General features: G+C 37.9%; 23 protein-coding genes. 16 read left to right on the top strand and 7 right to left on the bottom strand.

The window, feature by feature from the left end; genetic code table 11:
• Positions 1-25: 25 nt before the first annotated feature.
• Together WBF63_RS05395 and WBF63_RS05390 are read right to left on the bottom strand one after the other, a co-directional pair.
• On the bottom strand, positions 26-487 hold the full coding sequence (locus WBF63_RS05395) for an RES family NAD+ phosphorylase (RefSeq protein ID WP_424368677.1): 462 nt from the start codon (positions 485-487) through the stop codon (positions 26-28).
• Positions 480-914 (bottom strand): antitoxin Xre/MbcA/ParS toxin-binding domain-containing protein, encoded by a 435-nt coding sequence (locus WBF63_RS05390; protein ID WP_424368676.1) that lies wholly within the window; start codon positions 912-914, stop codon positions 480-482. Before WBF63_RS05390 ends, WBF63_RS05395 begins: the two co-directional genes overlap by 8 nt.
• A 94-nt stretch (positions 915-1,008) precedes the next feature.
• Here WBF63_RS05390 and WBF63_RS05385 point away from each other — a divergent pair, with 94 nt between their 5' ends.
• From WBF63_RS05385 to ffh, 3 genes are all read left to right on the top strand, one after another.
• Positions 1,009-1,785 carry an exodeoxyribonuclease III gene (locus WBF63_RS05385; protein ID WP_424368675.1) on the top strand — a complete coding sequence of 259 codons (777 nt, stop codon included), beginning with the start codon at positions 1,009-1,011 and terminating at the stop codon, positions 1,783-1,785.
• 51 nt (positions 1,786-1,836) lie between these two features.
• Entirely contained in the window at positions 1,837-2,505 is a 669-nt protein-coding gene (locus tag WBF63_RS05380) for a DUF2461 domain-containing protein (protein WP_424368674.1), read from the top strand.
• A gap of 95 nt (positions 2,506-2,600) precedes the next feature.
• Positions 2,601-3,938 carry a signal recognition particle protein gene (gene ffh / locus WBF63_RS05375; protein WP_424368673.1) on the top strand — a complete coding sequence of 446 codons (1,338 nt, stop codon included), beginning with the start codon at positions 2,601-2,603 and terminating at the stop codon, positions 3,936-3,938.
• A gap of 1 nt (position 3,939) precedes the next feature.
• Here the strand turns inward: ffh and WBF63_RS05370 are convergent, their stop codons facing one another.
• Positions 3,940-4,482, bottom strand: a complete 543-nt coding sequence (locus tag WBF63_RS05370) for a DUF1697 domain-containing protein (protein ID WP_424368672.1) — start codon at positions 4,480-4,482, stop codon at positions 3,940-3,942.
• The gene (locus WBF63_RS05365) at positions 4,479-4,607 is read right to left on the bottom strand and encodes a hypothetical protein (protein WP_424368671.1); all 129 of its coding nucleotides are present in this window, start codon (positions 4,605-4,607) and stop codon (positions 4,479-4,481) included. The genes WBF63_RS05370 and WBF63_RS05365 overlap by 4 nt, the downstream gene beginning before the upstream one ends.
• A gap of 95 nt (positions 4,608-4,702) precedes the next feature.
• Between WBF63_RS05365 and WBF63_RS05360 the strand changes: the two genes are divergently transcribed.
• Positions 4,703-5,656, top strand: a complete 954-nt coding sequence (locus WBF63_RS05360) for an acetyl-CoA carboxylase carboxyltransferase subunit alpha (RefSeq protein ID WP_424368670.1) — start codon at positions 4,703-4,705, stop codon at positions 5,654-5,656.
• A gap of 63 nt (positions 5,657-5,719) precedes the next feature.
• On the opposite strand, the gene msrA is transcribed toward WBF63_RS05360, so the two are convergent.
• Entirely contained in the window at positions 5,720-6,370 is a 651-nt protein-coding gene (gene msrA, locus WBF63_RS05355) for a peptide-methionine (S)-S-oxide reductase MsrA (protein ID WP_424368669.1), read from the bottom strand.
• Positions 6,371-6,517: 147 nt separating this feature from the next.
• Between msrA and asnS the strand changes: the two genes are divergently transcribed.
• Together asnS and rpoN are read left to right on the top strand one after the other, a co-directional pair.
• The gene (gene asnS, locus WBF63_RS05350; protein WP_424368668.1) at positions 6,518-7,969 is read left to right on the top strand and encodes an asparagine--tRNA ligase; all 1,452 of its coding nucleotides are present in this window, start codon (positions 6,518-6,520) and stop codon (positions 7,967-7,969) included.
• A gap of 13 nt (positions 7,970-7,982) precedes the next feature.
• Positions 7,983-9,446 carry an RNA polymerase factor sigma-54 gene (gene rpoN / locus WBF63_RS05345; RefSeq protein WP_424368667.1) on the top strand — a complete coding sequence of 488 codons (1,464 nt, stop codon included), beginning with the start codon at positions 7,983-7,985 and terminating at the stop codon, positions 9,444-9,446.
• Between the two features lie 34 nt (positions 9,447-9,480).
• Here rpoN and WBF63_RS05340 read toward each other — a convergent pair whose 3' ends face one another.
• Positions 9,481-10,194, bottom strand: coding sequence for a response regulator transcription factor (locus WBF63_RS05340; RefSeq protein WP_424368666.1), 714 nt, complete (start codon positions 10,192-10,194; stop codon positions 9,481-9,483).
• Positions 10,195-10,447: 253 nt separating this feature from the next.
• On the opposite strand from WBF63_RS05340, the gene WBF63_RS05335 reads away from it, so the two are divergent.
• The 6 genes from WBF63_RS05335 to WBF63_RS05310 all read left to right on the top strand — a co-directional run bounded on the left by WBF63_RS05335 (position 10,448) and on the right by WBF63_RS05310 (position 15,710).
• Positions 10,448-11,197, top strand: coding sequence for a hypothetical protein (locus WBF63_RS05335; protein ID WP_424368665.1), 750 nt, complete (start codon positions 10,448-10,450; stop codon positions 11,195-11,197).
• A 125-nt stretch (positions 11,198-11,322) separates the two neighbouring features.
• A complete protein-coding gene (locus WBF63_RS05330) occupies positions 11,323-11,688 on the top strand; it encodes a hypothetical protein (protein WP_424368664.1) in 366 nt (121 codons plus the stop codon).
• Entirely contained in the window at positions 11,685-12,401 is a 717-nt protein-coding gene (locus WBF63_RS05325) for a CsgE family curli-type amyloid fiber assembly protein (protein WP_424368663.1), read from the top strand. Before WBF63_RS05330 ends, WBF63_RS05325 begins: the two co-directional genes overlap by 4 nt.
• Before the next feature lie 12 nt (positions 12,402-12,413).
• Positions 12,414-12,827 carry a curli assembly protein CsgF gene (locus tag WBF63_RS05320; protein WP_424368662.1) on the top strand — a complete coding sequence of 138 codons (414 nt, stop codon included), beginning with the start codon at positions 12,414-12,416 and terminating at the stop codon, positions 12,825-12,827.
• Positions 12,828-12,838: 11 nt separating this feature from the next.
• Positions 12,839-14,215, top strand: coding sequence for a CsgG/HfaB family protein (locus WBF63_RS05315; RefSeq protein WP_424368661.1), 1,377 nt, complete (start codon positions 12,839-12,841; stop codon positions 14,213-14,215).
• A gap of 7 nt (positions 14,216-14,222) precedes the next feature.
• Entirely contained in the window at positions 14,223-15,710 is a 1,488-nt protein-coding gene (locus WBF63_RS05310; protein ID WP_424368660.1) for a carboxypeptidase regulatory-like domain-containing protein, read from the top strand.
• Positions 15,711-15,765: 55 nt separating this feature from the next.
• Here the strand turns inward: WBF63_RS05310 and WBF63_RS05305 are convergent, their stop codons facing one another.
• Positions 15,766-16,224 carry an Lrp/AsnC family transcriptional regulator gene (locus tag WBF63_RS05305; RefSeq protein ID WP_424368659.1) on the bottom strand — a complete coding sequence of 153 codons (459 nt, stop codon included), beginning with the start codon at positions 16,222-16,224 and terminating at the stop codon, positions 15,766-15,768.
• A gap of 158 nt (positions 16,225-16,382) precedes the next feature.
• On the opposite strand from WBF63_RS05305, the gene WBF63_RS05300 reads away from it, so the two are divergent.
• The 4 genes from WBF63_RS05300 (at position 16,383) to WBF63_RS05285 (ending at position 21,886) form a co-directional block, all read left to right on the top strand.
• Entirely contained in the window at positions 16,383-17,585 is a 1,203-nt protein-coding gene (locus WBF63_RS05300; RefSeq protein WP_424368759.1) for an aminotransferase class I/II-fold pyridoxal phosphate-dependent enzyme, read from the top strand.
• A 152-nt stretch (positions 17,586-17,737) separates the two neighbouring features.
• Entirely contained in the window at positions 17,738-19,015 is a 1,278-nt protein-coding gene (gene metK, locus WBF63_RS05295) for a methionine adenosyltransferase (RefSeq protein WP_424368658.1), read from the top strand.
• 115 nt (positions 19,016-19,130) lie between these two features.
• A complete protein-coding gene (locus tag WBF63_RS05290) occupies positions 19,131-21,125 on the top strand; it encodes a T9SS type B sorting domain-containing protein (RefSeq protein WP_424368657.1) in 1,995 nt (664 codons plus the stop codon).
• Positions 21,126-21,160: 35 nt separating this feature from the next.
• Positions 21,161-21,886, top strand: coding sequence for a DUF4197 domain-containing protein (locus WBF63_RS05285; RefSeq protein ID WP_424368656.1), 726 nt, complete (start codon positions 21,161-21,163; stop codon positions 21,884-21,886).
• Positions 21,887-22,007 lie beyond the last annotated feature (121 nt).

Below are 22,007 nucleotides of genomic sequence, written 5' to 3'. Positions count from 1 at the left end.
CTTACAGATTATCAAAAACTTAATATTAAATCAATCTTTCGTCCCAGTTAAAATCCTCTTTTGATTTGATTTTTACTTTTCGCCTAAAATCAGGATGTTGAGTATTGATTAAATAATTAAATTCTTTGGGAACCAAAGCAGAAGGAATTTTCAAAATCAACTTTTCCATCGATTGATACCATTTCGAACCGAGGTTTTGCAAAACTGGATAAGCTGAAACCGAACGCCAGTTTTCAGGCAAATCTTCCACAGAAATTTCCAGAATATCAGCTTCAGAAATAGCAAGTTCAATCACCAGAATTTTATAAGATTCGTCAATGTTAATAAAAGCCCGATGCGCCGTCAATTCAAGCACAGACAAAGCGGGTGAACTTCCCGAATAAATTACATATTCCTCGTTTTTATTCCATCGGTTGGCCACTCCGGAGGCCTTCAAAGATCCGGCATATTTTTCTTTTCGGATGTCGAAAACCAGAAGTTTAGACATTTTCACCGAATTCCATTGCTGTCAAGCGATTGTCAATAAGCTGGATCCCAGAAATCGTGTCCATAAAATCCATGGGAGCTTTGTTGTCGAGAAATGGATTGGGAAGTGTAAGCCAGTTTTCGAATTCGTCTTTGGTGGAAAAAACTTCCATACCGTGTTTGTACAAAGATAAAATCGAAACGATATGCTCCTTTGTGTTTTCCTTGATTTCGGTGTCTTTGGTTTTGTAGTTTCGGTAAGTGCGGGTGGTAATGTTTAGCCATTTGGAAATGATTTCATCACTCAGGCCAATGAGTTCGTCCAAAATCTGAATAAAACGGTTTTGAGTCTGGCTCAAATACATATACATCCCCGAAGGCTCATTTACGCAGGGTAATTCCGACTCGATTCGTTTGTATTTTTTGGTTTCCATTTTTTCTCTCTTCACAAATTTAGGAATTTTTTCCTATCTATACATGCATTTTTTCCTATTTTTTATCTCTCATTCAAATTCTTAACTTCGCAAACGTCAAATTTATTCAATGAAAATCTTTAGTTACAACGTAAATGGCATTCGTGCCGCAATGAAAAAAGGACTTAACGAATGGATTGCAGCGGCTCAGCCCGATGTACTTTGTCTGCAGGAAATCAAAGCCAATGAAGATCAGATACTCAATGAGATAGCCATTTTGACCGAAATGGGTTATCACTCGTATTGGCATTCGGCAGAGAAAAAAGGCTATAGCGGCGTTGCTATCCTGACCAAAGAAAAACCAATGCACGTGGAATTCGGGACCGGAATTGATTATATTGACAAAGAAGGACGTGTGCTGAGAGCTGATTTCCCTGGCGTTTCCATCATCAGCGTTTATGTTCCGAGTGGAACCAATATGGACCGATTGGATTTTAAAATGCAGTTTTGCCGTGACTTTTTAAACTACATAAAAGAACTTCGGATTTCACATCCCAACCTTGTGATTTGCGGGGATTATAATATTTGTCACGAAGCCATTGACATTTGGGATCCGGTGCGAAACGCAAAAGTTTCCGGGTTTTTACCGATGGAACGCGAATGGCTTTCCTCCTATTTGGAAGAATGTGATTTGATTGATTCTTTCCGATATTTTGTCAAAGAACCGCATCATTATAGTTGGTGGAGCCAAAGATTTCCGAGTGTGCGACTGGACAACAAAGGCTGGAGAATTGATTATAATATGGTCAGTCGGCCATTGGAAAAAAAGATGGTGCGAGCTGCAATTTTGCCCGAAGCCAAACATTCCGATCATTGTCCCGTGATGGTGGAGTTGAATTTTGGTTGATAGTAAGAATTATCCTAACAATTTAACTCAGAACACAAAACACGAAACTCCATGTCATATTTCACTCCCGAATTCCTAAAATTCCTACGCGAGCTTCCGGCCAATAACAACCGCGATTGGTTCCAGGAAAACAAAAAACGATACGAGAAATCCGTAAAGTTTCCATTTGAGCAATTCATAACCGATTTGATTGAAGCTTTGACACAAGAAGGTTTGGCCGTGGGTGAATTATCGGCAAAAGAATGTATTTTCCGCATCAACCGCGACATCCGTTTCAGCCAAGACAAATCACCCTATAAAATTCATGTTTCTGCATTAATTGCTCCCGGCGGACGCAAAGGCATGAACAGTTTTGGAGCTTATGTGGAACTTTCCGGTGAACATGTCCGTTTGTACAGCGGTGCTTATAGGCCAACTTCTGAATTATTGGTTCAAATTCGTCAAAAGATTTATGAGGAACCGGAACGTTTGCAGAAATTGATTTCGGATAAAAAATTCAAAGAAAACTTTGGAGAAATTCGGGGTGAGAAAAACAAACGCATCAACAAACCTTTCTCCGAAATCATCGAAATGCAACCCTTAATTCTTAATAAATCATTCTACTATTTCAAACATTACGAACCCGAAATTGTTCTGGAAAAAGATTTGATCCAACAAATCATCAAAGATTATAAAATCATCCAACCCTTGAATCAATATTTTGAAGAAGCAATTAAGTAAAAATCATTTTCAAATTTTCGATAATTGAGTTTATCGAAATTCAAATCAACACATTTTCAAATTCCCTATATTTGCAATCCCAAAATAATTAGAAAATGTTCCAGAGTTTACAGGATAAATTAGACAAAGCACTACATACGCTTAAAGGTAAAGGTCAAATTACCGAAATCAACGTAGCAGAAACCATCAAAGAAGTGCGTCGCGCTTTGGTTGATGCCGACGTGAGTTACAAAGTAGCCAAGGATTTTACCGATAAAGTAAAAGAAAAAGCCCTTGGGCAAAATGTATTGACTTCGTTGAATCCCAATCAATTAATGGTCAAAATCGTTCACGACGAATTGGCAAAATTGATGGGTGGTGAAAGTTCTGAATTAAACATTTCTGAAAATCCTACGATTATTTTGATTGCCGGATTACAAGGTTCGGGTAAAACGACTTTCTCGGGAAAACTTGCCAATTACCTAAAAACCAAAAAGGGCAAAAATCCTATTTTGGTAGCGGGCGACGTTTATCGTCCTGCTGCGATTGATCAGTTGAAAGTTTTGGGAGAACAGATCCATGTTCCGGTTTATGCCGAAGAAGAGAATAAAAATCCGGTTCAGATTGCACAAAATGCTTTGCAAAAAGCCAAAGAAGGCCGACACAATGTCATCATCATTGACACCGCAGGACGTTTGGCGATTGATGAGGCGATGATGAACGAAATCCGTCAGGTACATCAAACTGTAAAGCCCACTGAAACTTTATTCGTCGTGGATTCAATGACCGGTCAGGATGCTGTGAATACGGCCAAAGCTTTCAACGATGTGTTGGATTACAACGGTGTCGTATTGACCAAATTGGACGGTGATACGCGAGGTGGAGCGGCTTTGACGATCCGAACGGTGGTGGACAAACCGATTAAATTCATTTCGACCGGTGAAAAAATGGAGGCTTTGGATATTTTTTATCCGGAACGTATGGCGGACCGTATTTTGGGGATGGGTGACGTTGTCTCTTTGGTGGAACGTGCGCAAGAACAATTTGACGAAGAAGAAGCCAAACGTTTACAAAAGAAAATCGCCAAAAATGCATTTGATTTTGAAGACTTTTTGAAACAAATCCAGCAGATCAAACGCATGGGTAATATGAAGGATTTGATGGGCATGATTCCCGGTGCAGGAAAGGCTTTGAAAGATATTGATATTGATGATGATGCTTTCAAAGGTGTGGAAGCCATCATCCATTCGATGACGCCGAAAGAGCGAAAAAATCCGAATATCATTGATGCGAGCCGCAAAAAAAGAATTGCATCTGGTTCAGGGACTTCGGTTCAGGAAGTAAACCAATTGCTGAAACAATTCTCTGAAATGGGCAAAATGATGAAGTTCATGCAATCGCCCGGCGGTCGTCAGATGATGCAAGCGATGGGTAAAAATATGCCGAAAGGATAATTTAACCCGAAGCGATTTCCAGCAACTTTTTAGTCGTATTCAGATTGCGAGCGGTTGCCGCTACTTTGAGTTTGGATTCAATCAAATTGGTCGTGAGTTTGGACTTGCCTGCTCCATTTGCGTAGTAAACAAATAGAATTTTGTCAGCCAGCGCCATTTGCTCGCCTTTCAATTCCATATTTTTCAATATATTCCAATTTTCTTCGGAGGGAATTTCATTCAGGAATACAAAATAATGCTGTTTGATATCGAGCGAATTATCTTTCAGAAATGGATTTGCTTCCAATGCTTTATGAATTTCATCAGGAATAAGAATTTGAATCTGAACATCAAATCCGAAGGTATTTTCGATTGCTTTGCGAATTGATTTTTCAAGTTTTGGAATAGCTGTTTCATTCGTTTCAAAAACCAGATTTCCACTTTGAATATAAGTTCTGACGTTTTGAAATCCGAGGTTTTCAAACATCTTTTTCAGTTCGGCCATTTTGATGATTTTATGACCGCTCACATTAATTCCGCGAAGCAAAGCAATGTACGTATTCATCTAAGGTTTTTTTTGTAATCTTCCAAAGAGTCGGCAAGTGCTTGGTCAAAATCGGGATTTTGAGTTTGAGCAAAAGAGAAAGCTGAAAAACAAAGACTTATCATTAAAAGATTTAGAAATTTCATCACAGATAATTTATCCCAAATTTAATTCATTTTATAATTCCTTAAATATTATTTAAGACTTAGTATATTTGTTTTTCCTAAGAGACAAAAGAATTATGGAATATTTAGAATTTGAGCAGCCGATAAAAGAATTGCAGGAACAATTGGAAAGTTGCAAGGTGGTGGGCGAAGAAAATGGTGTAGATGTAAAGCAGGCCTGTAAACAGATTGAAGTTGCGATTGAAGACTCCAAAAAGAAGATATATTCGAACTTAACGCCTTGGCAGAAAGTTCAACTTTCGCGGCATCCTTCCCGCCCCTATTCATTGGATTATATTTATCAGATTACCGATAATACTTTTTTGGAATTGCACGGCGACCGTAATTTTGGTGACGATAAGGCCATGGTCGGCGGAATGGGAAAAATCAATGGAATTCCGTTTATGATTGTTGGCCAGCAAAAAGGAAAAAACACCAAAGAAAGACAGTACAGACGTTTTGGAATGCCCAATCCGGAAGGATATAGAAAGGCATTGCGACTGATGAAACTGGCTGAGAAATTCAATATGCCGATCATTACTTTGATGGATACACCGGGTGCTTATCCCGGACTGGAAGCGGAAGAGCGCGGACAAGGTGAAGCCATCGCCCGAAATATTTACGAAATGATGAACCTGACGGTTCCGGTCATCAGCATTGTGATTGGTGAAGGCGCTTCGGGTGGTGCTCTGGGAATTGGCGTGGGAAACAAAGTTTTTATGATGGAAAACACCTGGTATTCAGTAATTTCTCCTGAAAACTGTTCGGCTATTTTGTGGCGTTCCTGGGATTTCAAAGAACAAGTGGCAAGTCAGATGAAAATGACGCCCAATGATATGCTTGAATTGAAGATCATCGATGGAATTATCAAAGAACCATTGGGTGGCGCGCATTATGATCCGGCTACAGCAGCGGAAAACCTGAAAAATCAGATTTTGAAATCTTATGATGAATTATCCAAACTTCCCGGTGCTGAATTGAAAAAACAGCGTCAGGACAAATTCATCGCAATGGGTGAGTTTTCGGGATAGAAGAAAATTTATTTAAATAACAAAGCCATCTCGGTTGAACCGAGATGGCTTTTTCTATTCTGATTATTTATATTCAGGCTTTAATTTATCATAGAATTTATTGTAAAACTTATCGATTTTCGGCTTTACAACGACTGTACAATACGGGTTTTGTCCGCCGTCGTTTTCATAATAATTTTGGTGATAATCTTCAGCTGTATAAAATTTCTCCAGCGGAACAACTTGGGTGGTAAAACTTCCGTCATAGATTTCCGAAGCTTCATATTCTTTAATGGAACGCTCTGCTTTTAGTTTTTGTTCTTCATTTTCGTATAAAATAATGGAACGATATTGCGTCCCGACATCATTTCCCTGACGATTTAGCTGTGTGGGATCGTGAACCGTCCAGAACACATCAAAAATTTCATCAAGCGAAATGATTTCCGGATCAAATGCCACCTGAATGACTTCGGCGTGACCAGTCGTTCCCGAACAAACTTCCTTGTACGTCGGATTTTCCGTATGTCCGCCGGCATAACCAGAAGTTACCGTTTCCACACCCAAAAGCTGGTCAAAAACCGCTTCCACACACCAAAAACAACCACCGCCAAAGGTGATTTTCTCTAAATTCCCGTTTGAACTCATTTCTGTATGATTTGATTTTTTTGACTTATCGGTTTGTCCCTTGCAGGAAAAAAGCACCGAGCTTAGAACGAAGATAAAGATAAGTCTCATTTTTTAATTAAATTGAATTTGTCTGGAGCTGAATTTCAGAAAGTTAAATCCTCCAAAATAAATGTCGAAAAATTGTATCAAAAATTATACCTATATAATTTACTCTTTGTTAAATATGACTATTTTTGTAAAACTAGAATTGATAAAATGAAAAATTATACAGTCAAAGAATTACTCGAGAAAGGCAAACAGGCAATTTTACAAGATATAACCATTCAAGGTTGGGTTCGTTCCTTCCGAAGCAATCGTTTCATTGCGCTGAATGATGGTTCAACAATCAAAAACATTCAGATTGTAGTAGATTTCGAGAAGTTCAATGAGGATATTCTGAAAAAAATAACCACGGCAGCTTCTCTGAAAGTTTCGGGCGAAGTGGTGGAAAGCCAGGGAGCCGGACAGGAAATCGAAATCATTGCCAAGACCATTGAAGTTTTGGGTGAAGCCAATCCCGACGAACTTCAGTCCACCATTCTGCAACCCAAACAACACAGTCTGGAAAAGCTGCGCGAACAGGCGCATTTGCGTTTTCGAACCAATACTTTTTCGGCCATTATGCGTGTTCGAAACAGTCTGATGTTTGGCATTCATAAATATTTTAATGAAAATGGGTTTGTGTATGTCAATACGCCGATTATTACCGGATCAGATGCCGAAGGAGCGGGCGAAATGTTCAGCGTGACCAATTTTGATTTGGAAAAAGAATTACCGAGAAATGAAGAAGGAAAAGTAGATTTCACTCAGGATTTCTTTGGGAAACATACCAATCTGACGGTTTCCGGGCAGTTGGAAGGAGAAGTGGCAGCAATGGGATTGGGGAAAATTTACACCTTTGGACCAACTTTTCGTGCGGAAAATTCCAATACCACCCGTCACCTTGCTGAATTCTGGATGATTGAGCCCGAAATGGCTTTTTACAATCTGGATATGAATATGGATTTGGCCGAAGATATGTTGAAATATGTCATTCAATATGCTTTGGACAATTGCGCCGATGATATGAAATTTCTGGCGGAACGTTTTGACAAAGAACAAACTCAGAAACCACAGAATGAACGTTCGGATTTGAGTTTAATGGAGCGTTTGAACTATGTTTTGGAAAATAAATTCATCCGTTTATCTTATACGGAAGCGATTGAAATTCTTCAAAAATCCAAACACAATCAAAAAGGGAAATTTAAATATCCGATTGAAGGTTGGGGAACCGATTTGCAGTCGGAACACGAAAGATATTTAGTAGAAAAACATTTCAAAACTCCGGTGATTTTGTTTGATTATCCGGCCAAAATCAAAGCTTTCTATATGCGTTTAAACGAAGACGGCGAAACCGTTCGTGCGATGGACATTCTTTTCCCGGGCATCGGCGAGATTGTCGGCGGTTCACAACGTGAAGAAAGACTGGATGTTTTGGATCAGAAAATTGAGCAATTCGGCATCGACAAAGAAGAACTTTGGTGGTACCGCGATACGCGAAGATTTGGAACTGTTCCGCACAGCGGATTTGGTTTGGGATTGGAAAGATTGGTGTTATTTGTAACGGGAATGGGAAATATCCGCGATGTGATACCTTTCCCCCGCACGCCCAAAAGTGCAGAATTTTAATTAAATTTAAGCTATGTTAAAACAGGAACTCAGTTTAAAATTACAACAGAAACTTTCTCCTCAGCAAATTCAGTTGATGAAACTGGTTCAGTTGCCTACCATCGCATTTGAACAAAGGATCAAGCAGGAAATGGAAGAAAATCCGGCGCTGGAAGAAGGAAATGAATTGAATGATGAATTCTCCGAAAATGAAGACTGGGAAAATGATGAATATAACGACGATAATACCATCGACACGAGCGATATCAACATTGATGAATACCTGAGTGACGATGAAATTCCCAATTATAAAACTTATACCAATAATTACAGCGACGACGATGAAGAGCGAGCCATCCCCTATGCACAGGGAATCAGCTTTCTGGATTATTTGGAAAATCAGCTTTCTATGTACCGACTCGACGAAGAGGAATTTCAGATTGCAAGTTTCATCATCGGAAATATGGATGACGATGGATACATTCGCCGGGATTTGCAGGCAATCGTAGATGATTTGGCGTTTACTCAGAATATTTACACTGATAAAAATGAAGTGGAAAATCTTTTGGTGAATTACATTCAAAAACTTGATCCGGTGGGAGTTGGTGCTCGTGATTTGCAAGAATGCTTAAAGGTTCAATTGGAGAATAAATCGCCTCAAACCGAATCTTCTGAACTGGCTTTGGACCTCATCACAAAATCTTTTGAATCCTTCACAAAGAAGCATTACAAACGTTTGATGCTAAAGCATGACGTGACCGAAGAACAGCTGAAAGAAGCGATTTCGGAAATCGAAAAATTAAATCCAAAACCCGGAAAATCATTTGCCGGAAACACCAAAGAAGTAGAACACATCACCCCGGATTTTACCATTCGGATTGTGGAAGGCGAACTCGAATTGACTTTAAACGGAAGAAATGTTCCTGAATTGAGAGTTTCCAATGCTTATGCGGAAATGCTCGACACCTATAAACATACCGAGAAAAAATCGACCGAACAAAAAGAAGCGGTTTTGTTTGTGAAACAGAAATTGGATGCGGCGAAATGGTTCATTGAAGCGGTTACCCAGCGCCGAAATACCTTGATGTACACCATGCAATCCATCATGGAATTTCAGGAAGAATATTTTCTAACGGGCGATGAAACCAAAATCAAACCGATGATTTTGAAAGATATCGCTGACCGAATCGGAATGGATATTTCGACGGTTTCCCGAGTGGCCAATAGCAAATATGTCAATACGCCTTATGGTACTTTTCTGATTAAAGATTTGTTTTCTGAAAGTCTGACCAATGAAGACGGTGAAGAAGTTTCGACGCGTGAAATCAAGCGAATTTTGCAAGATGTAATTGCGGAAGAAGACAAGAAAAAACCGCTCACTGACGAGAAGCTTACGGAAATTCTCAAAGAAAAAGGTTATCCGATAGCAAGACGAACTATCGCCAAATACCGCGAACAATTGAACATTCCGGTGGCGAGATTGAGAAAAGAGATATAAAAAACGGAACCCGAGAGTTCCGTTTTTTTTTGTTTTAAGCTGTAACTAATTTGCTTATAACAGCAACTTTCACCATTTCTGCGGTGTTTTTCACATCCAATTTGCACAAAAGATTTCTTCTGTGAGTTTCAGCTGTATGCAAACTTATAAACAATTCTTCTGAAATTTCCTTAGTGTTTTTACCATTGCAAATCAGACAAAGAATTTCCTTTTCTCTTTTTGTCAGCCCAAATAACTGGTCAACATAATTTGTATCCTCGTTTACATCTATTTGGTTTCCAATATAACCAGACTGAACAAAGTCACCATCCTTTTGACAGAATTGTTTAATTACTTGTTCTCTGAACACCGGAGAAAGACATTTCTTACCACTCAAGATATCGTTGAACATATCCAGGAAATCTTCAGAAGATATATCATTTGTTAAAACACCGTAAATACCAACGTTGAATAAAAATTTAATCTTTTTTTTGTCAAATTCGTTAATTAAAATAAGTGTTTTGAGGCAGGGATAAGTCTGAAGCAGATTGTAAAGCAACAGATTGGTTTGTTCATTTTTTAGATTCGCGTCATAAATAAGGATCTTGGGAATTTCAGGATTTTTTTGAAAATTTATTTCAAATAATTCTTTTGCGTCACTTACAGTATGGATTACTGCGTCGTTAATTTGACTTTTAATTAATCCTTCAAACCCTTTTAGCAAAATTTGATTATCTATTGCTAAGTAGACATTAGGAGATTTTTTCATAAGTAATTTTAGTATTTGAGAGAGATAAATTACTGGGGGAGGTTATTAATATTATTTGATCATACGCATATATATTATATAGTTATATTTTTCATTTGCTAATTTACTGTTTTTTAATTAATAAGACATCAGGAAAAACCCTGTTTTTTTTTTACTACCGGAAAATGAGTATTTTTTTTAAATACCAAAAAACAATGAAGTCTGATTAGATTCATGATCCTAATTTTGTCCTACAACTAAAATTTATTACATCATGAAAAATTTAATTTTATGTGCATCATTTGCACTCGGAACAGTAGCAATCGCTCAAAGCAACAATGACGTTACGCTACAAGTAGGAGTAGACAATTCAGCTATTGTTTACCAACAAGGATTGGACAATGAAAATTCAATTGTTCAATTAGGTTTGTCAAACCATGCAGAAACTACGCAAGTGGGTTGGGCTAACGAAAATGAAACTTTAAGTGTTGGAGCTTTTAATGAAGCTTATGTATCTCAAGAAGGATGGTTCAACAGTAATTCAACCACTCAACTTGGAATTGGTAACGAAGCTCATGTAGATCAATTGGGCGTTGGAAATGTAAACGAGCAAATGCAAATCGGAATTGGTAACTACGCAGAAACTTCTCAAGTGGGATTTGCCAATTACACAAACCAATACCAGGAAGGATCCTTCAACTCTGCGACTTCTGAGCAAGATGGATGGTTTAACGAAGTTGACCAAGATCAGATGGGAGCATTTAACACTGCTTATGCCGGACAAGACGGAAACGGGAACTCTATCATTCAATATCAAGATGGATTTGGTAACGACGCTTATGCCTTACAAATGGGTGATGGCAATTTTATCGGCCAAGGACAATGGGGTTCTGGTAATTCTGCAGTGGATATCCAATTTGGAGATGACAACTCTTCTTTGGTACTTCAATTCGGAGAAGATCATTCTCACCTAGGAGTTCAACTTGGAAGCAGCAACTCTATGGTAGTTGTTCAAACGAACTAAGAAACAAATCAGCCTTTCTCAAATCCCCCCCTCGAGAAAGAAACAAATTTTATAGGGCTGTCCTAAAGTTTACCGAAAATGGGGGAGGTAAATTTCTAGGGCAGTTCCTTTTTAACACTCCCGTCATGAAAGCAATTATCATATTAATAGGAATTCTGCTTTTTGGAATGTCAAAATCCCAAAACCTCTCAGAAGCTGATTTATTGAATTATATTTCTAATAATTCAGGAGGCGTATACGGTACGCAAGTTATTCAGATGGGCAATTTCAATACAGCCGAAATTGAAGCAAGTAAAATCTCTTTATCTCAATCCGGTGATTATCAACAGTTTTATTACACCGAAACCTCCATCCTTGCTTCAGACTTAAATGTAAATATTGAAGGTACCAACAACTATGTGGAAATATACGGTAACAATCAGATAATGGACAACATTACCATCAACATTAAAGGCGACAACCGCAATGTAATCATAAGAAACTACCCATGAAAACTCTTTTATATACCCTAATCATATTCCTCCTTCTGTTCGGCATCAATTATGGACAAGAAGGAAACGAGGTATTAATCGAAGCAGAGATAGGAATCGAACAAGATGAAAACACAATCACACTCCAACCTATCGTGAAAAATTTAAGTTCCCTTCATTTGGAATATAATTATTTATTACTTGTCAAAAAGACAAATAAATCCCAAAACATTTCTGTAAATAAACAAAGCGGAAAGTTTACAATCGAACCAGGAGAAATCAAAAAACTATCAGTTACAAGATTAAGTCAATCAGAAAGTCAAAATATCAAGGCTATTTTATATATACGCGATGAATTAGAAAATAAATTAATTACAAAAGACTCGATAGAAATAAAACCTCTTTCCACTACAATTATTGATGAAACATCACTCATGCTGGAAGGAATGGTGGTAGATGAATCAAAAACTAAATTCGGAAAAGACTTTTATGACAATTTTTTTTCTGTGTACAATCAATATCCCAAAAAATTTAATTTCATCATACTCATATCAGAACTTCCCTACAGAGGTCAAACAAGCATTATTCAAGTAAAAGCCGATCATGAAATTGTTTATGAATTCTACACCAATCCTAACGAAGAATACAGTAAACAACAAGTATCAATGGCGCTTCGACAACTTTTAAAATTTGCCGAAGAAAAAGATAACATAAAACAAGAGTTTAACTATTAAATCTCCCTCATCATGAAAAATTTAACTTTCATACTCGTTTTGACAACACTTTTTGTTGGTTCATACACTTCAGCTCAACAATTAAATTATGAACCTGTCAATCCCAATTTTGGTGGAAGCTACCTGAATTATTCTTGGTTATTATCTTCAGCCAATGCCCAAAACCCTTTTGATAATCAAGAAATGTCAAATGAATTCCAAAACTCTGCTCTCAGTAATTTTTCTGACTCCGTCAAAAGACAAATTTTGAATCAACTAACAAGAGGACTTTTTGGTGGTGGTGGTGATGGATCAGGAGGAGTTGGAACAGAGCCAGGAACCTATGAAGTCGGAGGCTTATTTATAACAATTGATGATACGAGAAATGGATCCATCATTAGTATCATTGATAGTCAAACCGGCGAATCCACAGAAATTATTCTCTAAACTATTATATTATGAAACCCCCCATTTACATTCTTTATTTCGCAATCTTAATTGCACTTCAAAGTTGTGGAGTTTTTATGATTCCACCGGGAGGTGTTGAAGACCGATCTTATATAGGCGAATCAACCCCAACCCAACGGGATTTCGAAAAACTTCCTCAGCCCAAAGAGCAAGTCGTTGTGGGTGTGTACAAATTCCGTGACCAAACGGGGCAATACAAAGCATCTGAAATGGGTGCCAATTGGAGTACAGCCGTGCCACAAGGACTAACAACCATTCTGATTAAATCGCTCGAAGACAGCAAATGGTTTGTTCCCATAGAAAGGGAAAACATTGGAAACCTTCTAAATGAGCGACAAATTATCCGTACAACTCGTCAAGAATACGCAGGAAACAACCAGACTAACAATCAGCTCCCTCCTCTTCTTTTCGCAGGAATATTATTAGAAGGAGGCGTTATTTCTTACGATACAAATATTCTTACAGGCGGCGCAGGCGCCAGATATTTCGGGATTGGCGGGTCCACGGAATACCGACAAGACAGAATCACTGTTTATCTACGTGCTGTTTCCACAAGCAACGGAAAAGTCTTAAAAACTGTATATACGTCCAAAACAATTCTTTCTCAATCCATCAACTCCAGTATGTTTCGCTATATAGATTTTGAAAGATTGATGGAAGCTGAAGTTGGTGTTACCAATAATGAACCGGTTCATATAGCAGTTACAGAGGCCATAAATAAGGCCGTTTACCTGATGGTTCTTGAAGGCATAAAAGACAAAGTTTGGGAAACTGCAGACGAAGAAGTTGAAATAGCCAATGAATTGTTGGTCAATTACAACAAAGAAATGGAAGAAAGCAACAAACGCGTTGTAGGAAAGGGAATTTGGGAAAAAGAGAGAAGATCAAAATTCTCATTTGGACTTTCTTATACTTTCAATACGCTAAAAGGCGACTACAAAACCCAAACCATGCGTCCCGGAGTTAAAGGTACTTTTAAATATGTTTTTTCTGATTATTTCAATGTAAATCTTTCAATTGGACTTCAAGAATTAGGCTCTAAACAATATTTCAGATCCACATTCAGCACATACGATTTGGATTTAGAGTACATAACCATGCCGTTCAATCAATTTAGTCCCTATTTATTTGGTGGATTTGGAATCATTACCGACACAAAAGGTTTAGACCGGGATGGCAAATTTAAAACTCAATTTGGCGGCGGTTTGGAATATTTGATTTCCCCTACTGTTGGCATTAGAGGATTTGGTTCATACCATATTGGATTTGATGACAATTGGGACGAGAAAATCTCAGGTAAAAGAGATGATCATTTCCTTCAAGTCGGTGTAGGTGTTCAAATTAATTTTGGCGAAAGAAAAAAATAATACAATCATGAAAAATATATTATTACTCAGCATATTTACAATTCTCCTGTTCGGATGCAGCGAGGATTTACTTGACGGAACCCAAAAAGGTACCTTGAAAGGTTCTGTACGTTTGGAATTAACAAATGAACCTTTGGCAAATGTGAAAATCACTACCACTCCATCCACCCAAACGGTTTTCAGTGATGAAGAAGGAAATTTTGAAATTTTGGAGAGCATTCCTATAGGTGATTATTCTGTAAAAGCAGAATTAAACGGATACGTGACAGAAGTGGACGCTATAAGCATTACAGAATCAGAACAAATTGTTACAATCGTTTTTGAAATGATCACAGACGAAACACTCAATCAACCACCCACCACACCTCAACTGATTTCTCCAACTAATCTCGCAACAGACGTCCCAAATGATCTCACGCTTGAATGGAGCAGTACAGACCCAGACAGCGACTCACTCATATATAGTGTTTTGGTAAGCAATAACACTACCAATGAACAATTGGAATTTCCAGATTTGGAAGTAGACACTTTAGCATTGGAAAATCTTAATTTCGGAACCACTTACACCTGGCAAGTGGTGGTTTCAGATGGAATCAACGATGAAGTTTTCAGTGAATCCAGTCAGTTCACAGTTCGTTCAAACCCGGAATACCGTTATCATTATGTTCAGAAAGAGAATGGTAATTTTATAATCAAATCTACCAATCTTGAAGAATCAATTTACATCACCACTTCTATCCATTCAAGCTGGCGACCTCATAAAAATAACATTGCCCAGAAAGTAGCATTTTTACAAACCATCGCCGGACAAACACATTTGGTTACAGCAGATTTAAATGGTGAAAACCCACATCAGGTAAGTCAGGCACCGGTTCACGGATTCCGTCCCGATGTTATGGATTTTGATTGGAATACCAACGGTAACAGATTTATTTTCCCGAGTTTTGACAAACTTTATCGTGTAAATTATGACGGAACCGGCCAGCAACAAATCTACCAAACTGCCGACGGACAATTTATAACCAAATGCGCCTGGAGCTATGACGGATCCAAAATTGCAATCGTTACCAATAATATCAACGGCTACCAAGCAAAAATCATCATCCTGGATGCAAACGGAAATCTTTTAGAAACCATTTTTGAAGGACAACAAGGCGCTGTAGGCGGACTGGATTGGAGCATTACCGGTGACAGATTATTATATACTTATGATGTTTCGGGTTATGAAGATTCAAATTACCGTCAATTGGACAGCCGAATTTTCATCTATAATTTCGCAGATCAAACCTCGACAGATTTCTCGGAATTGAGTGAAAAACCGCTTGGAACTATAGATATTGATCCTCAGTTTTCTCCCAACGATGCCGAAATTATATTTACAAATACAGCCAACGACTTGATTTCAGTAAAATCCGTTTATATAGTAGATCTTAATGACGAAGAATATTCACGCAATCTTGTGCTGTTTAACGCAGAAATGATCGATTATGAATAAATATCGGTCCTAATCTAAACCCTGAGCATCCCGAAAACATTTTCGGGATGTTTTGTTACAATCTAAATCCTATCTCGTTTTTAACTTCATTTATCACAAAAATACTGTGCGTACTTCCGATGCTCGGAATTGTAGTCAGTTTTTTGACCATAAACTCCCGATAAGAATCCATATCAGAAAATGTCATTTTCAGAATATAATCGTAGTCTCCACTCACATGATAACATTCGTGCACTTCGTTCAGTAATTTTATTTGTTTTTCAAATTCTGTGATGTTCTTTTGCGAATGCTTTTCCAACTTAATGTGAGAAAAAACCATCAGTTCTTTACCCAATGTTTTTCGGTCCAAAATCGCCGAATACCCTCTGATAATACCGGTTCTTTCAAGTTTTTTGATACGTTCAAAAATCGCCGTTGGCGAAAGACTTAGTTTTATCGAAAGTTGTTTATGGGTAAATTTGGAGTTTTCTTGTAAATGGTTCAGAATTTCCAAATCGGTCTTGTCTAGATTCATGTGAAATTTTATAAGTGAAATTCAATTAATAAATAAGAATATAGAAAAATAATTTAGTTAGAAATTAATTATTAGAATAAAAATCTAAATATATAACACTTCATTGATTTTTCAACTTAATATTTTCATTTTTGGTTTCATAATTAAAACAAAACATGATGACAAAACATAAACCTGCAGACAGCATACAAGATCTGCAATATTTCGGAGAATTCGGAGGCGTAAACCCTTCCATAACAGACTCTTCCACTTATACTTTTTTATCGGCCAAAACCATGTTCGATACTTTTGAAGGAAACGCAGAGGGTTGTTACCTTTATTCCCGTCACTCTACTCCAAGCAATCTTTATTTGGGTCAGGCGCTGGCAGCAATGGAAAACTCAGAAGCCGCAAATGTCACTGCATCAGGGATGGGCGCCATTACTTCTGTTTTATTGCAGCTTTGCCAGTCGGGAGATGAAATTCTTTCCAGCCGTACCATTTATGGTGGGACTTATGCATTTATGAAGAATTTCCTGCCTAAATTACAGATTCAAACCAAATTTGTGGATATCACAAATCTGGATTCAGTTGAAAGTTCAATTACTGAAAAAACAAAAGTTATTTACTGCGAAACTGTTAGTAACCCATTATTGGAAATTGCAGATATTCAAGCACTTGCGGAAATTTCAAAAAAATACAATCTGAAATTGGTGGTGGACAACACTTTCTCCCCTTTCATGATTTCGCCGATTAATCTCGGGGCAGATGTAGTCATTCACAGTCTGACCAAATTTATCAATGGAAGCAGTGATGCCGTAGGAGGCGTGATTTGCGGTACCCAGGAATTTATTGATGATTTACGAAACGTGAACGACGGCGCTTGTATGTTGTTAGGACCAACAATGGACAGCTTCCGTGCGGCAAGCATTCTGAAAAACCTGAGAACTTTACACATCCGTATGAAACAACACAGCCGAAACGCTCAATTTCTGGCCGAAAAATTCCAAAACGACGGGCTCAAAACGGTTTATCCGGGATTGGAATCACATTCAGGACATGAAACCATTAAGAAATTTTACAATCCTGAATATGGTTTCGGAGGAATGATGACTTTAGATGTTGGATCGCTTGACAAAGCAAACGAGCTGATGGAATTAATGCAAATGGAAAACCTGGGATATCTGGCCGTAAGTTTAGGTTTTTACAAAACCCTGTTTAGCGCACCCGGAACATCCACTTCCAGCGAAATCCCAATGGAAGAACAAAAAGAAATGGGGCTTTCTGACGGATTAATCAGATTATCAATCGGATTGGATGATGATATAGAACGCACCTACAATAAGATGAAAGAATGTATGGTGAGGTTAAATATTCTCTAATTAAAAACAAGAATCATTTTCCTATTGATAAAAACTCATTAGTTTTGCAAGATTAAATTTTCGGAGGAAAGATTTGACTGATTGCAACCTCGTAAAAAATTGCTAAAACAGGTACTGTCTTATCATTTTTTCTCCCACCAAAATAAAGAATTATGGCATATTTATTTACATCAGAATCCGTTTCTGAAGGACATCCCGACAAAATTTCTGACCAGATATCAGATGCATTGATTGATCATTTCCTTGCGTTTGACCCCAATTCCAAAGTTGCTTGTGAAACATTGGTGACCACAGGTCAAGTCGTTTTGGCAGGAGAAGTAAAATCAGAAACTTATCTGGATGTACAACAAATCGCAAGAAAAGTAATCAATGACATTGGTTACACAAAAGGAGAATATATGTTTAATGGCGATTCTTGCGGTGTGATTTCAGCTATCCACGAACAATCTCCCGATATCAATCAGGGAGTTGACCGCGTTAAAGATGATGCAGATTTCGAGACAAAAGCAAATGCACAAGGAGCCGGTGACCAAGGAATGATGTTTGGTTATGCAACCAATGAAACCGAGAATTATATGCCTTTGGCCCTGGATCTGGCACATACGATCTTGAAAGAACTTGCTGAAATCAGACGTGAAAATGACGCTATAAAATATTTGCGTCCCGATGCTAAATCCCAGGTTACAATTGAATACTCTGACGACCATAAACCGGTTCGAATTGATTCCATTGTCGTTTCCACACAACACGATGAGTTTGGAAGTGAAGAAGCTATGCTCGCTAAAATCAGAAAAGACATTACTGAAATTTTAATTCCGCGTGTAATTGCGAAACAAAAACCGGAAATTAAAACACTTTTCAACGACCAGATTAAATACCACATCAATCCAACAGGTAAATTCGTAATCGGAGGACCACATGGTGATACCGGACTTACGGGTAGAAAAATTATCGTGGATACTTATGGCGGAAAAGGCGCACATGGTGGTGGTGCATTTAGTGGAAAAGACCCTTCAAAAGTGGACAGAAGTGCAGCCTATGCTACACGTCACATCGCTAAAAACCTGGTAGCTGCAGGTGTTGCAGACGAAGTTTTGGTACAGGTTTCTTATGCAATTGGTGTTGCGGAACCATGCGGTTTATACATCAATACTTACGGAACATCTAAAGTTGATTTTACTGATGGTGAAATTGCAGAAAAAGTTCAGAAAATGTTTGACCTTCGCCCCTATGCAATTGAACAAAATCTGAAACTAAGAAATCCGATTTATCAGGTTACAGCTTCTTATGGTCACATGGGAAGAGAACCATTTGTGGCGAATAAAACTTTTGAAAACGGAAACAATAAAGTCACTTTGGAAAATCTGGAATTCTTCACTTGGGAGAAACTGGATTATGTAGACAAAATCAAAAACGAATTTGGGATATAAATTTCAATAACTGATGAAATAAAGAAGCCGATTGTTTAAAACATTCGGCTTTTTTACATTTAATTCACATCAGTTAGGTTAATATTTCGGAACTTTGCACTCCAAAATTTTTGACTTGAGAAAATTTCTTTCTTTTATATTTTTAATATTAATCGGGCTTAACCTCTCCGCCCAAATTATTTATACATCTGAAGAAGATTATTTTGCTTGTGATGAAGATGGCGATGGTTATATTTCCATTCCATTTGCTGATTTACAAAATTATGCATTGGAAGTACTTGATCAATTTAACGAATCTCCTGAAGTCTATGTAACCCGTGCCAATCTCGGAATTTCAAAGATTACTAATCTCAATGGCAATCCACAAGTTGTAGATGTTTGTGGAACGATGGGTGGAAACAGCGGTTTTTATGATATTGCCATAAATAATCAACAGGAAGTTTATATTGTGCGGGCACAAGGATGGTTACAAAAAGTTGATATTCAAAATTGTACAACTCAGACCATTGGTCAAATTCACAGTAATGGACAGACGGTTTTGGCTTTGTCATTTGATCATTTGAATAATCTGTATGAAGGTGGCTGGACCAGCAAAGTTTACAGAGCAAATGCCGGCGAATTTCAAAACTTCCAGCTCTGGCATGATTTCGGAGAAGGTCGTGCTGCAGGTGATTTTGTTCAAATCGGAAATTTTCTGTACGTAGCCTGGACTATGCCAAACGGAAGAGATTATCTCTATAAAGTAACTTTAGGAGTTAATAATCAGTATGTTTCTCATGAAGATTTAGGTCTGATAGACGGTGGAACGTACGGTTTAGCTGCAGAATACGGAAAACTATATGGAAATACAACCGAGTATTTATACGAAATTAATCTGGACACCATGGAAACCACAGTCATCATCCAACGTCCCGATATTTTTAATTATGCCGGCGAATGGTGGGGTGCAGCCGGTTTTCACGAGGCATTGAACCTTGAAATTTCTTTTCATAATGAACCCGGCGAAGCAGAGACCGGCACAGATCCCCTAACCGACCCTTATACAAATGAAACCCCATTTTCCGATATGGTTTACATTCGTGTTCATGAGTCAACGGCTAATAAAACCTACATTATTCCCATAAAAATTAATGTTGTGGCAGCACCTTCAGCTCAGGACACTGAATTACTGGAATGTAAAGACACCTTAAGTGGTTTGGCTACTTTTCAGCTCGATCAGGTAGAACCGGAGATCAATCCCGAAGATGATTTGGAATTTGCATATTTTGAAAGCATTGAAAATCTGGAAAATCATCAAAATCCACTTCCAACTACTATTTCAATTCAAAGCAGCCAGACTATTTACGTAAAAGTTTACAAATCAGGTGCTCAAAATTGTTACAATTATGCGGAGTTGAAACTCAATGTTCCTTCTGCAGATGATGTTAATTATGAAAATAATGTAGGATTCTGTCTGGGGACGACTGCTGTTTTATCGGTTCCAGATGAATTCGTTTCTTATCATTGGAGTGGTTTACAGGGTGATGATCTTAACCAGCCTTTAAATACAAATGAAATTACCATCAGCCAGCCGGGAAATTATATTTTGGAAGTTCTGGATGCAAATGGTTGTACCTATGAATTACCATTCGAAGCAGAGTTGGGAGGTTCTCCTGAAATCTTGAATGTGATTAACAATGGAAACTCCATTACAGTTCAGGTTTCTCCGGCAGGGAATTATGAATATTCGCTCGATGGTGTTTTCTGGCAGAATTCCCCTACTTTTCACAACATTCAGGTAGCAGATTATGACATTCACGTTAGGGATTTGGTAGGGTGTTACAGTGAACCTTATAAATTTACCTATTTCCTAGTTCCCAATTTTATTTCGCCTAATGGTGATGGCAAAAATGATGTTTGGGAAATCAGAGGAATTGAAAAATATCCAAACGCCAAATTCAGAATTTTTGACCGCTACGGAAAAATATTTGCAGAACGAAAAATAAATCCTCAGGGAATTGTATGGGATGGAAAATACTTGGGAAATCCTGTTCCTTCGGGTACTTACTGGTACATCATCGAACTTTCAGAAGACAAAAAATTGACTGGTTCCATTACAGTAAAAAATTAAATGGGTATATTTATTTCGAAATAAAAATAATTCAAATGAAAAAAATCTTGCTTAGCCTATCATTCGCCTCTCTTTTTCTTTTAGGCGGTTGCACCGAATTACAGCAAATCGCTTCACAAATTCCGGCTGACACAAGCACGGCTGGCATTGGAGGTGTTTCGAGCGTGAGAATTTCACAGGGACTTAAGCAGGCACTGGAATTCGGTGTTCAGGATGGCGTTCAGAAATTGGGACAAAAAGATGGATTTTTTGGTAACAGCCTGACCAAAATTCTTCTTCCACAAGAATTACAAAAAGTCGATAAAACCTTGCGTGACATCGGACTTGGAAGCCTTGCCGACGAAGGTCTTAAATTGCTGAATCGCGCTGCCGAAGATGCTGTTACAGAGGCCGCTCCTATTTTTACAAATGCAATTACTTCGATGAGTTTTAACGATGCCAAAGGAATTTTACTTGGCGGAGACAATGCCGCAACTTCGTATTTACAAAACCGTACTTCCAATCAATTATTCACAGCTTTTCAACCCAAAGTAGAAAATTCACTTGGGAAAGTAGGTGCCGATAAAATCTGGGAACAAATCATCACTCGGTACAATACTTTTACGGGACAAAGCATTACAACTGATTTGAATGCATACGTGACCCAACAAGCCATCAACGGAGTTTTCAAAATGGTTGCCGAAAAAGAACAAGGAATCCGAAACAACATTGGACTTAGAACAACTCCCCTTTTACAAGAAGTTTTCAGGTTGCAGGATTAGTTCTAGCACTAATATTAATTCTGTATTAACCTTTATTATGTAAATATCTAAATTGGTATTGAAAATTTTCTTAAATCATATATGATTCTTAACAGAACTTATTCATATTAGAATTTGAAAA

Source organism: Moheibacter sp. (assembly GCF_049672845.1).
Classification (GTDB): domain Bacteria; phylum Bacteroidota; class Bacteroidia; order Flavobacteriales; family Weeksellaceae; genus Moheibacter.
This window is presented reverse-complemented; position numbering and strand designations above follow the sequence as displayed.

Excerpts from the sequence above, each read along its gene's own strand:
- WBF63_RS05395 (WP_424368677.1), bottom strand. The coding sequence starts at position 487 with ATGTCTAAACTTCTGGTTTTCGACATCCGAAAAGAAAAATATGCCGGA.
- WBF63_RS05385 (WP_424368675.1), top strand. The coding sequence starts at position 1,009 with ATGAAAATCTTTAGTTACAACGTAAATGGCATTCGTGCCGCAATGAAA.
- WBF63_RS05380 (WP_424368674.1), top strand. The coding sequence starts at position 1,837 with ATGTCATATTTCACTCCCGAATTCCTAAAATTCCTACGCGAGCTTCCG.
- ffh (WP_424368673.1), top strand. The coding sequence starts at position 2,601 with ATGTTCCAGAGTTTACAGGATAAATTAGACAAAGCACTACATACGCTT.
- WBF63_RS05370 (WP_424368672.1), bottom strand. The coding sequence starts at position 4,482 with ATGAATACGTACATTGCTTTGCTTCGCGGAATTAATGTGAGCGGTCAT.
- WBF63_RS05365 (WP_424368671.1), bottom strand. The coding sequence starts at position 4,607 with ATGAAATTTCTAAATCTTTTAATGATAAGTCTTTGTTTTTCAGCTTTC.
- WBF63_RS05360 (WP_424368670.1), top strand. The coding sequence starts at position 4,703 with ATGGAATATTTAGAATTTGAGCAGCCGATAAAAGAATTGCAGGAACAA.
- msrA (WP_424368669.1), bottom strand. The coding sequence starts at position 6,370 with ATGAGACTTATCTTTATCTTCGTTCTAAGCTCGGTGCTTTTTTCCTGC.
- asnS (WP_424368668.1), top strand. The coding sequence starts at position 6,518 with ATGAAAAATTATACAGTCAAAGAATTACTCGAGAAAGGCAAACAGGCA.
- rpoN (WP_424368667.1), top strand. The coding sequence starts at position 7,983 with ATGTTAAAACAGGAACTCAGTTTAAAATTACAACAGAAACTTTCTCCT.
- WBF63_RS05340 (WP_424368666.1), bottom strand. The coding sequence starts at position 10,194 with ATGAAAAAATCTCCTAATGTCTACTTAGCAATAGATAATCAAATTTTG.
- WBF63_RS05335 (WP_424368665.1), top strand. The coding sequence starts at position 10,448 with ATGAAAAATTTAATTTTATGTGCATCATTTGCACTCGGAACAGTAGCA.
- WBF63_RS05330 (WP_424368664.1), top strand. The coding sequence starts at position 11,323 with ATGAAAGCAATTATCATATTAATAGGAATTCTGCTTTTTGGAATGTCA.
- WBF63_RS05325 (WP_424368663.1), top strand. The coding sequence starts at position 11,685 with ATGAAAACTCTTTTATATACCCTAATCATATTCCTCCTTCTGTTCGGC.
- WBF63_RS05320 (WP_424368662.1), top strand. The coding sequence starts at position 12,414 with ATGAAAAATTTAACTTTCATACTCGTTTTGACAACACTTTTTGTTGGT.
- WBF63_RS05315 (WP_424368661.1), top strand. The coding sequence starts at position 12,839 with ATGAAACCCCCCATTTACATTCTTTATTTCGCAATCTTAATTGCACTT.
- WBF63_RS05310 (WP_424368660.1), top strand. The coding sequence starts at position 14,223 with ATGAAAAATATATTATTACTCAGCATATTTACAATTCTCCTGTTCGGA.
- WBF63_RS05305 (WP_424368659.1), bottom strand. The coding sequence starts at position 16,224 with ATGAATCTAGACAAGACCGATTTGGAAATTCTGAACCATTTACAAGAA.
- WBF63_RS05300 (WP_424368759.1), top strand. The coding sequence starts at position 16,383 with ATGACAAAACATAAACCTGCAGACAGCATACAAGATCTGCAATATTTC.
- metK (WP_424368658.1), top strand. The coding sequence starts at position 17,738 with ATGGCATATTTATTTACATCAGAATCCGTTTCTGAAGGACATCCCGAC.
- WBF63_RS05285 (WP_424368656.1), top strand. The coding sequence starts at position 21,161 with ATGAAAAAAATCTTGCTTAGCCTATCATTCGCCTCTCTTTTTCTTTTA.